Annotated in this window: 13 protein-coding genes; 3 read left to right on the top strand and 10 right to left on the bottom strand. The window is 44.8% G+C overall.

Annotated features, from left to right (window positions below; translation table 11 throughout):
* Positions 1-136 precede the first annotated feature (136 nt).
* The 3 genes from QUA38_RS19340 to QUA38_RS19330 are packed head-to-tail and all read right to left on the bottom strand — an operon-like array spanning position 137 to position 4,400.
* Positions 137-1,873 carry a GTPase gene (locus tag QUA38_RS19340; protein ID WP_333164572.1) on the bottom strand — a complete coding sequence of 579 codons (1,737 nt, stop codon included), beginning with the start codon at positions 1,871-1,873 and terminating at the stop codon, positions 137-139.
* 13 nt (positions 1,874-1,886) lie between these two features.
* Complete coding sequence (locus tag QUA38_RS19335; protein ID WP_333164569.1) at positions 1,887-2,297, bottom strand: hypothetical protein; 411 nt, start codon at positions 2,295-2,297, stop codon at positions 1,887-1,889.
* A gap of 24 nt (positions 2,298-2,321) precedes the next feature.
* Entirely contained in the window at positions 2,322-4,400 is a 2,079-nt protein-coding gene (locus QUA38_RS19330) for a GTPase (protein WP_333164566.1), read from the bottom strand.
* 634 nt (positions 4,401-5,034) lie between these two features.
* On the opposite strand from QUA38_RS19330, the gene xth reads away from it, so the two are divergent.
* Together xth and QUA38_RS19320 are read left to right on the top strand one after the other, a co-directional pair.
* The gene (gene xth, locus QUA38_RS19325; protein WP_333164564.1) at positions 5,035-5,820 is read left to right on the top strand and encodes an exodeoxyribonuclease III; all 786 of its coding nucleotides are present in this window, start codon (positions 5,035-5,037) and stop codon (positions 5,818-5,820) included.
* Positions 5,821-5,991: 171 nt separating this feature from the next.
* Entirely contained in the window at positions 5,992-6,867 is an 876-nt protein-coding gene (locus tag QUA38_RS19320; protein ID WP_333164563.1) for an SDR family oxidoreductase, read from the top strand.
* Between the two features lie 163 nt (positions 6,868-7,030).
* Here the strand turns inward: QUA38_RS19320 and QUA38_RS19315 are convergent, their stop codons facing one another.
* The 3 genes from QUA38_RS19315 to QUA38_RS19305 form a co-directional block, all read right to left on the bottom strand.
* Positions 7,031-8,155 (bottom strand): EAL domain-containing protein, encoded by a 1,125-nt coding sequence (locus tag QUA38_RS19315; protein WP_333164561.1) that lies wholly within the window; start codon positions 8,153-8,155, stop codon positions 7,031-7,033.
* Positions 8,156-8,822: 667 nt separating this feature from the next.
* Positions 8,823-9,305 (bottom strand): transposase, encoded by a 483-nt coding sequence (locus QUA38_RS19310; RefSeq protein ID WP_333164575.1) that lies wholly within the window; start codon positions 9,303-9,305, stop codon positions 8,823-8,825.
* A 414-nt stretch (positions 9,306-9,719) separates the two neighbouring features.
* The gene (locus tag QUA38_RS19305) at positions 9,720-9,860 is read right to left on the bottom strand and encodes a hypothetical protein (RefSeq protein ID WP_333164558.1); all 141 of its coding nucleotides are present in this window, start codon (positions 9,858-9,860) and stop codon (positions 9,720-9,722) included.
* A gap of 71 nt (positions 9,861-9,931) precedes the next feature.
* Here QUA38_RS19305 and metH point away from each other — a divergent pair, with 71 nt between their 5' ends.
* Positions 9,932-13,483 carry a methionine synthase gene (metH, locus tag QUA38_RS19300; protein WP_333164556.1) on the top strand — a complete coding sequence of 1,184 codons (3,552 nt, stop codon included), beginning with the start codon at positions 9,932-9,934 and terminating at the stop codon, positions 13,481-13,483.
* 199 nt (positions 13,484-13,682) lie between these two features.
* On the opposite strand, the gene pstB is transcribed toward metH, so the two are convergent.
* The 4 genes from pstB to QUA38_RS19280 form a co-directional block, all read right to left on the bottom strand.
* Positions 13,683-14,489: a phosphate ABC transporter ATP-binding protein PstB gene (gene pstB, locus QUA38_RS19295; RefSeq protein WP_333095845.1), complete on the bottom strand. Its 807-nt coding sequence runs from the start codon at positions 14,487-14,489 to the stop codon at positions 13,683-13,685.
* 37 nt (positions 14,490-14,526) lie between these two features.
* Positions 14,527-15,423 (bottom strand): phosphate ABC transporter permease PstA, encoded by an 897-nt coding sequence (gene pstA / locus QUA38_RS19290; protein WP_333095844.1) that lies wholly within the window; start codon positions 15,421-15,423, stop codon positions 14,527-14,529.
* Positions 15,424-15,428: 5 nt separating this feature from the next.
* Complete coding sequence (pstC, locus tag QUA38_RS19285; RefSeq protein ID WP_333095843.1) at positions 15,429-16,373, bottom strand: phosphate ABC transporter permease subunit PstC; 945 nt, start codon at positions 16,371-16,373, stop codon at positions 15,429-15,431.
* 18 nt (positions 16,374-16,391) lie between these two features.
* A partial coding sequence (locus QUA38_RS19280; protein WP_333164553.1) for a PstS family phosphate ABC transporter substrate-binding protein occupies positions 16,392-17,187 on the bottom strand: 796 nt, incomplete at its 5' end.

Here is a 17,187-nt window from a genome sequence, read left to right as displayed (position 1 = left end):
TGAATTACCTCGCTCAATATTCTGAACCTGTTCAAGAGTTAATGAATTTAACTCCAAATAAACGTCGCTTTTATCAATAGGGTATACGGGCTTCAACCCTGATGCAGTCTACTTTGTAGATATCTTTGTCACCCCTCTAGGCCTTCGTGATGTACTGGATAATCCCGTCAAAATCCTTACGGATTTCTGCCAGTTGTTTTACCCAAGTATTAGAAGCATAAATCACTTCCTCTTCCTTCTGGCGAGCGGCTGCAATTTGCTTCTCAATCTCTCCGTAAACCTGTTGCTCAAATTCAAAGAGCTGTATTTCAATTTGATTTTCCAAGTCTTTTGCTATTAATTGAAATTGACTCGTAATATCGCGACGAACATCAGACATTTGCTTTTCTCGCTCATGTTCTTGTTGCATTTGTAAAATCTCTACTCCTACCGAAACAATTGCTAGAGCCGGCCCCAGGAATTTAGCAGCATTGCCGATGTTTTTAGCCATACCAACCGCCTGCCAAGGCTTAAACTTAAAGCCGACAAATTTTCCTACAGCGACAACACTTTGATGTAAACCGCTTCCTGCTACATCTATCGAGCGGAGAAATCCTTGTTGAGCAGCGGTTTTTGCAAAACCCCTCGATGCCAAAGTGGTCAGTTTCACCCCTGCAGTCTCACCGATGTTTTTAAGCAAACCAACTTGGCTTTTAAGTCGCTCTACATCCATACCAGCCCCCAGATTTTGGGCTGATATGTTTTGATTTTTATCTAGGCAAGCAACAAAACTCTTGACTAGATTACCTTCTAGAACTTCTTCAACCTCCTGCCGGATATCTTCAACTGCTACGTTTACAGCATCTTGCAGTTTGGTTTCTGCTTTCTCATAATGCTTCTGGACATTCAGTTCAGCTTGTTTATTCAGCCTTTCAAAATTCTGATCGCCTATTGCTGCGGCAAGAGTGTTGCCTTCGTTAGCAACTCCTGAAGACATCTCCAGGGCTATATTTTTAACCTTTGTTCGCAGGCGAGCGCGCTCTTTACGCACTGTGCGAGATAATCGTGTCAGCACTTCAAAAAAAGCCGAATCTTCGTTAGAGTTGCGAGTAAAACTCAACTGAGCCTCATCAACGCAGCTTAGAGCAATTCGGACGGGTGTATCAAAACGAGCAAGGGAGCCACGACGCTCTACAAACTGATTGAGATCCTCAATAAAAGTTGAAAAACGGCTGATTTCCGTCAGAAAATCATCTTTGCAATCAATGCCTTCACAGTAGTCTTTGGCATCGATAAAGCAGATGGGAAATTCATCAAGACTGTAAGGCTTCAGCGCCTCGGCAAGACTTTGGCGGTAGTTGGCAATCTTTTGCTCTTCTTCTCCTGCTTCATCAGACATTTTATTGATAACCAGCATCATTTTCCAGCGATAGCCTTTTTCATAGGCTAACTTCTTGAAATTCTCTGCTGTCAGTGAGTCAAAGAGCATATAGGTAAGGCAGAAAACCAGCAAGTCTGATTTCTTGATCGCTTCATAAGTAGTCTCATCGTGATTTGGGCGGTCTGTAAAAAGTCCAGGCGTATCAATTAGCTTGATGCCGTTCCAGTCATAATTTGTCGTTTTATCAGTAGCAATATCAGCATCTATACGAATATCCCGCCGTCCTGTCAATGCAGAAATAATGGTTGATTTACCTGCACTGTACTGACCAACAAAAGCTACTCCGAGAATCCCATGCTCTCGATACTCTTTTAATTCATCTCGCACTTTTTTGCGGATAGCTGTTAGTTCGGCTGTGTTTCCATGAGCCAGTAAGTTGTCAAACTTTACTAGCGTCTTCTTGAAATAAGCACCAACATCGGCAGCTTTAAAGTTGGGGTTGTTCTGAGTCATGGTAGTTTAGTCCTTATTTGGGAGAGTTGAGATTGCTAAAGGAAATATCCTCTTGAAGGATGTGTTTGATATCGTCTAGTGATTTTAGTGGTTGTACTTTGGATTTTGTTACAATGTTCATACTACGTCCGAAAACTCGTTCAACTTTATAAATGGTTTGCTTGATACCTTGAACAGTCAAGGGTTCCTGTTGTTCAGTACACCAGTCAATGATTCGCTTGGCATAAGCACGATTTAGATAATTTTCTGTACCCGATAACTTCTTTTTTGCTTCTTCAAGCTCAGTCGCGATCGCCTCTAGCCCTGCAATCAATTCTTCAAAATAGATGTTGATATTCGTGGTTACAGAATCAGAATACTTGCCAAAGTCCCCCTTAGCCTGCTGTAGAGTGCTTTGCCGATGAGTGTTGAGCTGACTTTCCAATGAAGTAGATATATTTATAACAGCTTAGCGTCGCTTTTCATCTTGGGATTTAAACATTTCAACAATCCCGCTAACCACCGCACTTACCATGCCGATAGCGAGACCAATAGGAGGGGCGAAGAACGTTATAATAGCAGAAGCTATCAAGAGCAGACTGCTACCAATTCGCACAAAATCTCGAAAATTGTTTGAATCCTGCTCAGTAAAGCTGAAATCGCTGCTGCCAAGCTGAGATATTAGCTGTAATTCATTTCCTATTTCCTCCAGAGCTTCCTGAACTTCCTTATTAAAATTTTTGCTCGCCTCTTGATAAGCTATTTTTAAGCGTTCTTCAAATCGAAGTGCTTTTAATTTTTGTTCCCATCCCACCTTGATCGCAATTTCTTTAGAGTTCCAATTATCTTCTGCAAAGGATGGTATAGCATTGATAGCATCTTGAAAAATACTATCGATTTGTTGAAGCAAATAGTCTTTAGCGTCCTTAGCTGCTTTTTGGATGTCCTTTTGGATTCCCTCGCGCTTATTTTTCAGCGTCTCTGTCAATTTTTCATAGACTAAAGCTTGTTGATTCACCCATTTATTAGGATGATCAATTGCACCTACGGTAGAACCGAGAAGAGTTTGAGAGCGACGAATTGCCCCATGATTAACCAGAGATACACGAATTAAATCAAGAAAATCCTGCATCCGGCTTGCCTTAAAAAGCTCCTGTTTCTTCTTTTCGTGTTCGGGTTCGCGGGAAAGCTGTGCCGCCAACAGCATCACAGGAACAATATCCAAGTAGTCATTAGCATAATGCTCTTGAGCGTAGCGACGGATACGTTCAATGTGTCCACGTAGCCCACTTTGACCATCCATCACAAACACTTTCTGGGGATTTTTTAAGAAATGCTCCAATCGGCGAGAGTCGCGCAGGTTATTCTTGACATTCAGTAAAATAATTAATGGCTTGGCTTTTTCCTTTAATAACTGCAAGAAAGCAAACTCACTCTCTTGGATGCTGTCATTTGTCACTACATAACAAATTACATCTGACTCGTCGATAATACTTTTAGCAATTTCTTCATCACTTTTGCCCCCCGGAGCACCAATTCCAGGAGTATCAATGATGCGAATATTCTTCCACTCGTACACCCGATTAAACCGAGTTGTTCGCTGCTTGCCTACACCGATCGCATCCCATCCATCATCTGTAACTATGGCGTGAAGAGTGCTTTTGCCCGCCTTAGTTCTGCCCATAAATGTGATGCTGAAATGATTGAGAGCGCGTTCCTTGGCGCGAAGTGACTCCCGCACGTTCTGTATTTCTTTAATAATCTCAGCACTCAGAGAGTTTTTAGTATCCTCAAGTTGCTTGGCGACTTCCTTAGCAGTGGTAGCTTGACCTTTACTACCTGTTTTATGTTTGATGTCTTCGATAGCCTCTTGAATATTTTTGCCCAACTTGGAAAGTGCTGATAAAGCTCTTTTAAGTGCCAATTCTGCAAATTTGTAATCTTCATCAGCGATGACTGCACACTGACGAATCGCCTCGTCATATTCTGGCCCTGTTAACAGGATTTCCCGTCGTAGTTGCTCAACTTTTTGCTCACTCCCAGTGAGCTTTGCTACATTATCCACCAATGCGCGTGAAAGGAGAGAATCAGCCCCTGTAAGGAAACGCGCACCGAAAGAGACTTTCTGTTGTTGGTTGTGTTCGCCTAGGAATCGGGTATCAGTGAAGGCTCCAGCTTCTACAAGCTGTCGCTGTACTTTTCCCGCTGGCCAGCTCCAAATTCGTGCTACTTGTTCGGCCATCTGACGTTCTAATGCTGAACAGAAACCGTCAACATAAGCGATCGCCAACATTTGCGACATTGCCTCACTTTGCTCACCGGGCGACACTTTCGCAGCTAAATCCTCTACAGAAAGCTGGTTTTCCTCTTGAGCTATAATTTTTTCCATCTCAGCGAGAGTGCGTTGAGAAGCGCCGATCTGCGTTGCTAGTTCGCGTAGTGCTTTCGACTCTTCACTGTGAATCTGCTGATCCGCGCAGACCATGTGCGTGACTAATAAGAAGGGGTAGTCTAGGTGTTCCGGGGTTGTTGAGCTTAGGTCAGACATCTTAACTTACTCAATATTTGGATGGGTCACTGATTAAGGCAATAGACTGGCACTCCCGACAGATGTTAGGGCAAAAAAAAACGATTTTAAATGCTTCTTCCCATTTCATATATTTTGCGTCTCGTTTTGTATAAAACCTAAATGAATTATTTTTTAGCTTGTTCTTTGTTTATTTATATGTTTGCAGTCTTAAGTATAAATTATTTCCTAAATACCAAAGCTTGTCAAGCTATATCTAGTCATATTTAGTAGATTTTTCCACCCCAACTCGACCATAAAAAGTCAGATTTAGCTGGTTGCTACCGAAAAAGTCATAGATTTAAGACTTATTCGGCGACAGCGTTTCCGAGTTCCTATCCTGTGATACCCTATTTTTAGGTGACTTAGAATCACTCCTGCACCAGCAGTGCGATCGCCTAACCGCATCCGAACAACAGGCGATCGCATGGCTAGCAACTACCCCCGAATCAGCCGACATCTCAAAAATACCAGCAAACCTGCAACTATCATCGCCAGAACTCTTGAAAGTCATGCAATCTTTAGGACGACGGTAATTAGTTGAAACAGTAAAACAAAACGGGCGATCGCACTTTACGATCGGGCCAATAATCAGAGAGTATATTACAAACAAAAAATGAAAATCGCCACCTGGAACGTCAACTCAATCCGCACCCGCATAGAACACGTTACTAGCTGGTTGCAAACAAACTCCCCAGACGTTCTCTGCCTCCAAGAAACCAAAGTCACAGACAAAGACTTCCCTCTAGAACCCTTCATCAACCTCGGCTACAACTGCTACATTTCCGGTCAAAAATCCTACAACGGCGTCGCCATTCTCAGCCGATCGCCCCTAACGCAAATCAGCACCGGATTTGCCCCCCTTCTCGGCGACGAAACCACAGGTATTTTTGACGAACAAAAACGCCTAATAGCGGGGATTATAGACGATATTTGCATTATTTGCGTATACGTTCCCAACGGTTCCGAAGTTGGCAGCGAGAAATATGAGTACAAGCTAAAGTGGCTCAAACTGCTGCAAGAATACCTCAAAATAGCACTAGATAAATTCCCCAACTTGTGCATTTGCGGCGACTTCAACATTGTCCCGGACGATCGAGATATCCACAATCCCAAAGCCAATGCTAACTCTGTCGGCTTGTCTGTTGCCGAACGCCTCGCGCTAACAGAAATAATAGAATTAGGATTAAACGACCCCTTTCGCAAATTCACCATAGAAGGAGGTCATTATAGCTGGTGGGACTACCGCGCCGCCGCATTTCCACGCAACAACGGCTGGAGAATCGACCACCATTATCTCAGCCCTCCCCTGTACGAACAAGCAAAAAACTGTACAATAGATATTGCTCCTAGAAAATTAATCAAACCCAGCGACCACGCCCCCGTAATTGTCGAATTTTGATTTATAAGTTATAAGGTTAATAACAATTGACATCTTGCCCCATTCTCAATAAGCCTTGGATGGGCGGGCAGGATGCCCACCCCACAAGAAAATTCAATCTTTGTGGAACAGGCATCTTGCCTACTATTGAGAAAAGTGCAATATGTAAGTAACAACCAATAACTAAAAATCATGTTCTTAGTAACCGGAGCAACAGGCGCACTAGGCCGCCGAATTGTACGAGAAATCAGACAGCAAGAAAAGCCTGTCCGCGCATTCGTTCGCCTCGCATCTCGCTACTCTGAACTAGAAAACCGAGGCGCCGAGATTTTTATCGGCGACTTAAAACAAGACAAAGATATTAAAAAAGCCTGCCAAGGAGTGCAATACATCATCAGCAGCCACGGCACCGGCGGCGACGTTCAAGCAGTCCACTACCGCGCTAACATAGAATTGATCGACTGCGCCAAAGAAGCGGGAGTTCAGCACTTTGTCTTTATTTCGGTACTGGGAGTCGATCGAGGATACGAAGATTCCGCAGTATTCAAAGCCAAGCGAGAAGTTGAAAAATACCTGCAAAACAGCGGATTGAATTATACAATCCTGCGGCCTGCCGGTTTTGCTTCCAGCTTGTTACCCCTAGCAGAAAGATTTCGAGAAACCGGACTTTACCTGCTGATTGGCGACGGCAAAAACCGCACCTCTGTTGTTAGTACCGACGACTTAGCAAAGATTGCCGCAGACTCGCCAACAGTCGAAGGCGCCCGCAACCAACTTCTGCGAGTCGGTGGCCCGGATGTGCTGACAAGAGACGACATTCCCCGCATTTTTGCACGCTTATTCAATCGCGAACCGATGGTAATCAACCCGCCGCTGGTTGTGTTTGACGGTTTGAGAAATGCCTTGGGTTTATTGAATCCTCAAGCTCAAAAAGACTTAGGAACTTTGCGGGTATTGCTGGGTAACGAGTATTTCTGCACTCCCGAAGAAGTGCAAAACTTGGAATCAACATACGGGATGAGAATGGAATCCTTAGAAAGCTTTCTGCGGCGCAATTTGAGCGTTTAAAATGCTAGTTATTCTCATTACCAGGCTCTGCCTGGTAATGAATATCGGGAGGCTCTGCCTTCAAAATCTTGTCTCATTTTAATGGAGGCAAAGCCTCCCGATATGCGTCCCCCGGATCTGGGGTACGAGCAAAAGGTAGCTCCCAATCGCAACTGAAAACCATTTAAGCAGACATAGGCACTGCTTCAACACCACCAATATAGCTCGTAACTGCGATCGGCGGAGAAGTCGGCTTAGCAATCAAATAACCTTGAACCAAAGTTGCTCCCCGTTCTCGCACCCACTCAAACTCCTCCAAAGTTTCCACACCTTCAGCAACTGTTTTAATTTCTAATTGAGCAGCAATTTCTAACATCTTTTCCGTAATGAGTGCCTTATAATAATCTTGATGGACATTGCGAATCAATTGCATATCCAACTTAATAAAATCTGGACGCAGTTGGTGCATCAAATTTAAATTAGAAGAACCGCTGCCAAAATCGTCTAAGGCAATTAAAAATCCCGCCTCTCGGTAAAACCTCAGAATCTTAATCAAGTGAGCGATATCAGGAGGGTGCTGAGATTCCGCTACTTCAAAAACAATATTGCTGTGAGGAATTCCCGCTTCATCAATAGCCTGTACTGTTCTTCGCAGGCAGGTAGCGGGATCGTAAACTGAAGTGGGAGAAAAATTAATAAAAAGTAGTTGTTTGATATCGTAAACATGGGCTTCCCGGATAGCGCGAGTCCGGGCTAAAACATCTAGTTGAAAAATTAGACCTGCTGATTCTGCTTGGGCAAAAATCCGACCCGGATAAATTAAGTTTCCTTGCTCGTCAATTCCTCGGAGCAGCGCTTCGTGGGCAAAGATTTTAGAAGTATCTGAGGTGTAAACAATGGGCTGAAAATGCGTAGTAATGCGTTCTTCGTACAATAAATCTAACAGCCAATCGGAGTTACTCAAATTAATAAAAAATTCTAAGGAAGTGCTGCGATAAAAATCGCTAAGTTTTGGCTGTTCAACTTCGCGCATCCACAAAACTTTTGTCTCTTTCAACTCTTGAGTTGTCAGCACCGATGATGCTAGGGCGCTAAAATCTTCTCTCGCTATTCCCTCAAGGATAACGTACAAGCACTTGCTCTCTTCTAAAAGCCGGAACTCAAGTTTAGCCTTAGCCAGTGCAGAAATAACCTTGGTCAGCGTGTGCGATACTGGAAACCACAGGTATAGACCTCCGCTGCTCTCTATTTTTGCTGGTACTGTTTCGCAGCGAGAGCAGGAGCCGAAGCCTTTGCCACTTATTTGCATTGCAATATCCTCCGGTTTTTGGGTTAATTTTAGACACGCTAACAAGTAAATTCTATTATAAGCTCATTCACCTATTAATTCATCTATCTCAAGATGTAAATCTTGATGAACTGGTATTTAAGAAATATTGCAATATTTATACATTATTGCAATATTTATACTTGCCTCCGGTTTCAAACCTTAGTCAAAGTTCTCAGCATTGAGCAAGTAGCTGTGATCGAACACTGTTCCAAATCATCACAGAGGGAGAAGACAAAGACTTGTTCTTTCTTTTCTACTGCTGCTCTGATTGTTTACGTTTTATTCTATAATTCCCTTTGCCAAAACAGTGGCTACAGTTGATTTTTTAGCAAAGGGGAATTAAAACGCTTGATCGCCAGATCCATTAATTTATCCCAACCCGAAATATACACAGCCGGACGATAGCCCAAAACAAACTCACTTGCTGCGGAATATCCAGTTTAATTTTATAATCGGGATGACAGGATTTGAATTAAGCTTTCTGACTTATTTTACCACTTTCCGCCATCCTAGCTCCTACCCTCGCTCAACCTAGGGAACCTGTTCTGCGTCTGAGCGAAAACTGAGTGAACTGCTGTATGCTTTACACGATAAGCAGACTCAGTAAGAGGGACAATTGAGCGAAAAATCTAACTCATTAAAATACTCACCGACCTGAAGGTGCGGTGATTCTTGACGGTTCATAGGGTTCTGCTACCGAAGTAATCTGACAAACCCTCTGCGCCCGTTTAGAGTCGTGGCGATTCCCCATCCCGACTTTCTCTATTATTTTAGCCACATTCTCATCTCTGTCTTGCTCAGTGCCATAACTCATGCAAAGCAATGAACTGATAGACAGATCAATTTTTCCCCACTTAAAGCCACAGTCTGCACAGACTTGGCTAGTAGATGCCCACCTATTAATTACTTGAAACTCTCTGCCAAATTTCTCGGATTTGGCTTCACACAGAGTTCTAAATTCTCTCCATCCTAGTTGGCTAATCGCCCTTGAGAGTTTCCGATTCTTCACCATTCCTGACACGTTCAAATCTTCCAGAATAATCACTTGGTTTTGCTTGACTATTTTGGTTGACACTTTATGCAGAAAATCTTTACGGGTATCGGCAATGGAATTATGTAATTTAGCAATCTTGATTTGAGTTACATTTATTCTTTTAGAATTTTTGGGCTGACGGGCTAATTTGCGTTACCCTTAAGACAATCCCACAACCTAATTTGTGAATTTTTCGAGTTATTCATAAAGATAGCTGTGCAGGTACCCACTTAATTCCATTTGTTATAGCTTCTTCGGTACCAACCATTCAATCAGCTCGTTTACTAATCAAGGAAACATCTGATGAACAAGCAATGGGTTATGATAGAATTCCGTCTCTTCGTAGAACAAACACTCAAACCATTACTTGCACCAGGAGTAGCGATTGTAGTTATCAGCCTAACTACGAGACAGCCGAGAATTAGATCGCCCTTAAATATCACTCGTTTAATTATTTCGATCGCATTTTCGCCAAATTCCTCAACAGTTAAGCGAAAAAATCCCTCACAACTAGCCCGTTTTTCCCCCCGCAGCCTCACCCACAACAGAATTTTGACAATTATCCAGGGCGATCGGTAAAATTACAGGTACGATCGAACTATTGTCAGCAGCATTAAATCCTTCAGTAATTAGTCGTTTGCGAACAGTCACATAATTGTTGACAATATTGCACAATAGATAAAATTGTAAATATATAGCACCTGCGTTTTTTTTGACCGCTTATGAATAGCAGATTCCTCGATCGACTCCACCACCCCTCGCGCCCCGTCATCGTCTTCGACGGCGCAATGGGAACCAACCTGCAAGTCCAAAACCTCACCGCAGAAGACTTTGGCGGCAAAGAATACGAAGGCTGCAACGAATATCTCGTCCACACGAAACCGGAAGCCGTCGCCAACGTGCACCGGGGATTCCTCGAAGCAGGGGCCGATGTCATCGAAACAGACACCTTCGGCGCTGCTTCCATCGTTCTCGCCGAATACGATTTGGCAGACAAAGCATATTATCTCAACAAAACTGCCGCCGAACTTGCCAAGGGTATCGCCGACGAATTTTCCACCCCAGAAAAACCGAGATTTGTCGCAGGATCGATCGGGCCAGGCACCAAATTGCCCACATTAGGACACATCGATTTCGACACACTCACCGCCGCTTTTACCGAACAAGCAGAAGGACTTTATGACGGCGGCGTTGACTTATTTATTGTCGAAACTTGTCAAGATGTGCTGCAAATTAAATCAGCATTAAATGCCATTGAAGAAGTATTTAAGAAAAAAGGTGCGCGGATTCCGTTAATGGTATCAGTCACAATGGAAGCCACCGGCACAATGTTAGTCGGTTCCGATATCAGCGCCGCCCTAGCCATTTTGCAGCCGTACCCGATCGACATTTTAGGCCTGAACTGCGCCACCGGGCCCGATCGCATGGCCGAACACGTCAAATACCTTTCTGAACATTCGCCCTTCGTCGTTTCCTGCGTGCCCAACGCTGGTTTACCCGAAAACATCGGCGGTCACGCGCACTACAAACTCACGCCAATAGAATTAAAAATGGCCTTGATGCGCTTTGTCGAAGACTTAGGCGTGCAAGTCATTGGCGGCTGCTGCGGAACCCGCTACGATCACATCCGCGAACTATCAGAAATTGGCAAAACTCTTAAACCCAAAATCCGCGAAATTACTTGGGAACCCTCCGCCGCCTCAATTTACACAGCCCAACCCTACGAACAAGAAAATTCCTTCTTAATTGTCGGCGAAAGACTCAACGCCAGCGGTTCCAAAAAATGCCGCGATTTGCTAAACGCCGAAGACTGGGACGGTTTAGTCGCAATGGCTAGGGAACAAGTGCGAGAAGGCGCGCACATTCTCGATGTTAACGTGGATTATGTCGGCCGCGACGGCGTGCGAGATATGAAAGAATTAGTTTCCCGCGTGGTGACTAATGCAACTCTCCCTTTAATGCTGGATTCCACAGAATGGGAAAAGATGGAAGCAGGCTTAAAAGTTGCGGGCGGCAAATGTTTGCTGAATTCCACTAACTACGAAGACGGAGAACCGCGTTTTTATCAAGTTTTGGAGTTGGCCAAAAAATACGGCGCGGGCATAGTTATCGGTACAATTGACGAAGATGGAATGGCGAGAACCGCAGACAAAAAATTTGCGATCGCCCAACGCGCATATAACGCCGCCGTCGCCTACGGAATTCCCGCCGAGGAAATCTTTTTTGATACCCTAGCTTTGCCCATTTCCACCGGGATAGAAGAAGACCGAAAAAACGGCAAAGCTACCATCGAATCTATCCGCCGCATTCGCCAAGAATTGCCCGGATGTCACGTCATCTTAGGAGTTTCTAACATTTCCTTCGGTTTAAATCCGGCGGCGCGGCAAGTCTTGAATTCCATGTTTTTGCACGAAGCAATGCAGGCTGGGATGGACTCGGCAATTGTCAGCGCCAATAAGATTTTGCCCCTTGCCAAAATCGACGCCAAACACCAAGAAATCTGCCGTAAACTCATTTACGACGAACGGGAGTTTGACGGCGAAATTTGCGTTTACGACCCCTTGGGCGAGCTGACAACGGTGTTTGCGGGTAAAACTACTAAGCGCGATCGGACAGAAGACGCAAGCCTTCCGGTAGAAGAACGCCTGAAGCAGCACATCATCGACGGCGAACGCATTGGACTAGATATCCAACTCGCCAAAGCATTAGAAACCTATCCGCCTCTCCACATTATCAATACTTTCTTGTTAGACGGGATGAAAGTAGTCGGAGAATTATTCGGATCGGGACAAATGCAACTGCCATTTGTTTTGCAGTCAGCAGAAACCATGAAAGCGGCAGTTGCCTATTTAGAACCGCACATGGAAAAGTCCGAATCCGGGGACAATGCCAAAGGCACATTCATCATCGCTACTGTTAAAGGCGACGTTCACGATATCGGCAAAAACTTAGTTGATATTATCCTATCAAACAACGGCTACCGAGTAATTAACTTGGGAATTAAACAGTCGGTTGACAATATCATCGAAGCTTACGAGAAGCACAAAGCCGACTGTATAGCGATGAGTGGCTTGCTGGTAAAATCCACCGCATTCATGAAAGAAAATCTGGAAGTATTCAACCAGAAAGGAATCACGGTTCCCGTGATTTTGGGCGGCGCGGCTTTGACTCCCAAATTTGTGCATGAAGAATGCCAAAATACCTACAAAGGTAAAGTCGTTTACGGCAAAGATGCGTTTTCTGACTTGCACTTTATGGACAAACTGATGCCAGCCAAATCTGCTGGTAAATGGGAAGACTTGCAAGGATTTTTAGATGAAATAGAGGATGATAAGGGGGCGGTTAAAGAAGCTGAAATTTCGCCAGAAACTTCTGTAAAAGATGCCAAGAAAGCAGACACTCCTGTGGTGATAGATACCAGGCGATCCGAAGCAGTTGCAGCAGATATCGATCGCCCGACTCCTCCTTTCTGGGGAACGAAACTGTTGCAGGCAGAAGACATCCCCTTTGAGGAGATTTTCTGGCACTTAGATTTGCAAGCCTTAGTGGCCGGTCAGTGGCAGTTCCGCAAGCCAAAAGACCAATCGCGAGAAGAATACGATGCTTTCTTAGCGGAAAAAGTTTATCCCATCTTGGAAGAGTGGAAACACAAAGTCATCACCGAAAAGTTACTGCAGCCGCAAGCAATTTACGGGTATTTTCCCTGTCAAGCTGAAGGCAATTCTTTGCATTTGTACGATCCAGAAATTATGGATGGTGGTCAAGATGTATCGACACCCGCTGCAACCTTGACATTTCCCCGGCAAAAATCGGCCCGCAGGCTGTGCATTGCTGACTTCTTCGCCCCCAAAGAATCGGGTAAAATCGATGTATTTCCGATGCAAGTAGCGACAGTGGGAGAAATTGCTACAGAGTACGCGCGAAAGCTATTTGCTAACCATCAATATACCGACTATCTCTACTTTCACGGGTTAGCGGTACAGACAGCGGAAGCAATAGCAGAATGGACTCACGCGCGAATTAGGCGCGAATTGGGCTTTGGTAGCGAAGAACCGGACAACATTCGCGATATGTTAGCCCAAAGATATCGCGGTTCGCGGTACAGTTTCGGCTATCCTGCTTGTCCGAATATGGCGGATCAGTACAAGCAACTGGAATTATTAAAGTGCGATCGTATCAACCTCTATATGGATGAAAGCGAACAACTTTATCCCGAACAATCAACCACCGCAATTATCACCTATCACCCAGCAGCCAAATACTTCACCGCTTAATTTCTAGGGTGCGCCGCGCGCACATTCCTCGGTGAATTATACCCGTTACCAGGCTCTTCCTGGTAACGCAGCTCCGGAGGCTGTGGCTCCACTTACAGCCGTAAAGCTTGTAGTATCGTTCCCAAAACTGTCCGGAGTATTGGCTGACAAGGTAATGTCATTGCTGACAATGCGTAACGCCTAAATCTGACACTTGCGTTTAACCAAAGCGTCCACTAATGTACTCTTCGGCTTCTTTGGTTTGGGGAGAACCGAAAATTTGTTCAGTGGGACCAAACTCCACCAATTTGCCGCGCCGTTTGCCTTGATCGTCCGTTTCTGTATTGAAAAAAGCCGTCCAATCCGCGATTCTTGACGCTTGTTGCATATTGTGAGTCACCGTAATAATTGTGTATCGTTCCTTAAGTTCTAAGCACAGTTCTTCGACCTGTCGCGTAGAAATGGGGTCGAGAGCAGAACAAGGTTCATCCATCAATAAAACATCGGGTTTCATGGCGATCGCGCGAGCAATACAAAGCCTTTGTTGTTGTCCCCCCGATAACGCCGTTCCTTTCTCTTGCAGTTTATCCTTAACCTCTTTCCAGATAGCTGCTTGTGTGAGGGAAGATTCCACTAATTCATCTAGATTTCCTTGATATCCGTTGGTTCTCGGGGCATAGGCAATATTTTCATAAATGCTCTTGGGAAACGGATTCGGCCTTTGAAACACCATTCCCACCTGTCGCCGCAATTTGACGGGATTAACTTGCGGATCGTAAATATTACGGTTGCGGTAAATGAGTTTCCCTTCCACCTTGGCACCAGGGATTAAATCATTCATGCGATTGAAGCAACGCAATAAGGTACTTTTGCCACAGCCTGAAGGGCCGATAAAGGCCACAATTTTTTGACGGGGAATTTTGATATAGACATCGACCAGGGCTAAAAAGCCACTGTAATAAACCTTTACGCCTTCTGCATCAAACGCACTATCGTCCGTGTTGAGTTGGCTATTACTGTCAGTCATCTGAAATAGTCTCCTTAATCTTGACAACTCAAGTTAATTAATGGCTGGAATAGCGTTGGCGCAGATAGATAGCGACGCCATTAAGCGCCAAAATCAAGATAATCAGCACAATAATCGTCGCTGCGGCAGCACTGGCAAACCCCGGTTCAGGACGAGTGATATAGCTGAAAATTTGAATGGGTAACGCCATAAATCGTTGGAATAAACCCGGATTAAACGTGAGAAAACTGACAGCACCCACGACCACCAAAGAAGCAGCATCCCCCATGGCGCGGGAGACAGAAATAATCACCCCCGTAAGAATTCCCGGAATGGCATAGGGTAAGACATGGTGTTGAATGGTTTGCCATTTGGTAGTTCCCAGTCCATAGGAAGCATTTCTCAGGGAATCGGGAACGGCGCGGATAGCCTCCCTCGCCGTGACGATAATGACAGGTAAAGACAATAGGGCAAGGGTTAATGCCCCCGAAATCAAGGTAGGCCCAAACCCTAGTAAATAGTTAAAGACCCCTAAACCCAGTAAGCCATAGACAATAGAAGGAATCCCCGCTAAATTCCCAATATTTATCTCAATCACGGCAGTCCACCACTTTTTAGGGGCATATTCCTCTAGGTACAAAGCAGCCCCTACCCCAATGGGAACCGCAACCAGAAGGACGATTAGTCCCAGAAGGAAACTCCCAATAATGGCTGGACGGATACCTCCGCGTTCGGCAAAACGGGAAGGCGTTTCCGTGAGAAACCCCGGTGTTAGCAATCTGCTAAGTCCATCATGAAGGATATTAAGAACCAGTAAGGCGAGGACAAATAAACCGATGAGTAACCCAATTAAGAATAGATACTCAAAGACTTTGCCGATCGCTTCTCGGCGTTCTAGGTTATCGGTAAATTCGCCAGTTTTGACGGAATTGTTTGTTGAAGTTAATTTAACCATAGCAATCAGTCGTATTTTTCCTTAAAGCGACTAGAAATCCAGAAGCTGGCCATATTGAGAGACAATGTAATCAGGAACAGAACTGCTCCCACCGCATACAAAGTCTTAAAACTGAGGCTACCCCTGGGACTATCTCCCCCCGAAATCTCCGCCATAAAAGCGGTTAGGGTGGCGACGGATTCCATGAAATTGACAGTCAGGCGAGGCTGCGATCCAGCCGCAATCAGAACGGTCATGGTTTCTCCGACTGCGCGGGAAACGCCTAAAATAATCGAAGCCATAATCCCAGACAAGGCTGCCGGAAGAACAACTTTAAAAATGGTTTCTAGTTTGGTAATGCCCAAGGCATAGGAACCTTCCCGCAGAGAACGGGGAACCGATTGAATGGCATCTAAGCTGATGGAACCGACGGTGGGGGTGATCATAATGCCCATCATTAACCCAGCGCTGAGGGCATTAAAAATCTCTAAGGGGAAAAGATGCCGCAGAACCGGAGTGACAAAAAGCAAAGCAAAGTAACCATAAACTACTGTGGGAATTCCGCCCAATAACTCCACAGCAGGGCGTAACACGGCTGCCACTTTCGGTTGGGCATATTCACTCAGGTAAATGGCTGAAGACAAACCCAAAGGAACCGCCACAGCCATAGCGATCGCAGAGGTTAAAAACGTTCCGTTCAGCAGCGGCCAGATGCCAAAATGGGGTTCGGCAAACAGGGGAGTCCATCGGGTATCCAGAAAAAACTGGGCTAAAGAAACTTCTTGGAAAAAACCCAAAGTCTCTTGGAAAATGATCCAGACAATACCAAAGGTTGTGGCAACGGACACGAAGGCACAGGCAAATAAAACCGCACCAATAATCTTTTCTGGGACATCTTCCGAACCCTTCTTAAGCAAGGAGTCATCCGCAGCGAAAAGGGAGTCATCAAAGGAACTAGGAGTTAGGGTCATGGGCTTGAGATTTCCTCCTTAAATAAAGTTAGTAATGGATTCACCGGGTTTGGCTTCTTTGAATTTCGTTCCCGTTTCACGCCGCTCAAATTTTTGCTTAGTTTTCACATAAGCTTCATCAGGTAACGGCACATAGCCCACACCATCTACCCATTTCCAAGAATTTTCTAGATAGAATTTCACGAATCTTTCCAGGGAAGAATTGGTTTCAAGGGCTTTTTTATTGACGTAGATAAAGAGGGGGCGAGAGAGGGGGCTATAGATATTTCTCAGAACGTTATCAAGGGGAACTGGTTTAACACATTTTCCATCCGCATTTTCAATCGCCACCCCGTTCAATTTGTCTTGGTTTTGGAGCAAGAAGGCAATTCCCAGATAGGCCACTCCCGATTTATTGCCAATCACCCCTTGAACGAGGGTATTTTGGTTGCGGCTGGGGGTAAAGTCGGTACGGCTATTTTTCCTTTTACCCGTAACGGCTTGGGTGAAATAATCAAAGGTTCCTGTATCGGAAGGAGGGGCAAACAGCAACAGTTTTTCGTCGGGAAAGTCGGGATTGATTTGCTTCCAACTGGTAATCTTGCCTTCAGATTTGGCATTCCACATTATGTCTAATTCTTTAATTGTCAGACATTTGGCAAAGTTATTTTCCTTATTAACCACTACCGCAAGACCATCAAGTGCCATCGGCAGTTCAATAAATTCGATTCCTTTGTCGGCACATTTTTTGATTTCTTCCTCTCTGATGGTGCGAGAAGCCCCCGCAATCTCAAGGTTTCCAGAACAAAACTTGCTAAACCCTCCCCCTGTGCCA

This window comes from Microcoleus sp. Pol12B4 (assembly GCF_036701385.1).
GTDB lineage: Bacteria > Cyanobacteriota > Cyanobacteriia > Cyanobacteriales > Microcoleaceae > Microcoleus.
This window is presented reverse-complemented; position numbering and strand designations above follow the sequence as displayed.

Bases quoted from the DNA above. Each gene is read 5' to 3' on its own strand.
- pstB (WP_333095845.1), bottom strand. From the start codon at position 14,489: ATGACTGACAGTAATAGCCAACTCAACACGGACGATAGTGCGTTTGAT.
- QUA38_RS19320 (WP_333164563.1), top strand. From the start codon at position 5,992: ATGTTCTTAGTAACCGGAGCAACAGGCGCACTAGGCCGCCGAATTGTA.
- pstC (WP_333095843.1), bottom strand. From the start codon at position 16,373: ATGACCCTAACTCCTAGTTCCTTTGATGACTCCCTTTTCGCTGCGGAT.
- QUA38_RS19315 (WP_333164561.1), bottom strand. From the start codon at position 8,155: ATGCAAATAAGTGGCAAAGGCTTCGGCTCCTGCTCTCGCTGCGAAACA.
- metH (WP_333164556.1), top strand. From the start codon at position 9,932: ATGAATAGCAGATTCCTCGATCGACTCCACCACCCCTCGCGCCCCGTC.
- QUA38_RS19330 (WP_333164566.1), bottom strand. From the start codon at position 4,400: ATGTCTGACCTAAGCTCAACAACCCCGGAACACCTAGACTACCCCTTC.
- QUA38_RS19340 (WP_333164572.1), bottom strand. From the start codon at position 1,873: ATGACTCAGAACAACCCCAACTTTAAAGCTGCCGATGTTGGTGCTTAT.
- pstA (WP_333095844.1), bottom strand. From the start codon at position 15,423: ATGGTTAAATTAACTTCAACAAACAATTCCGTCAAAACTGGCGAATTT.
- xth (WP_333164564.1), top strand. From the start codon at position 5,035: ATGAAAATCGCCACCTGGAACGTCAACTCAATCCGCACCCGCATAGAA.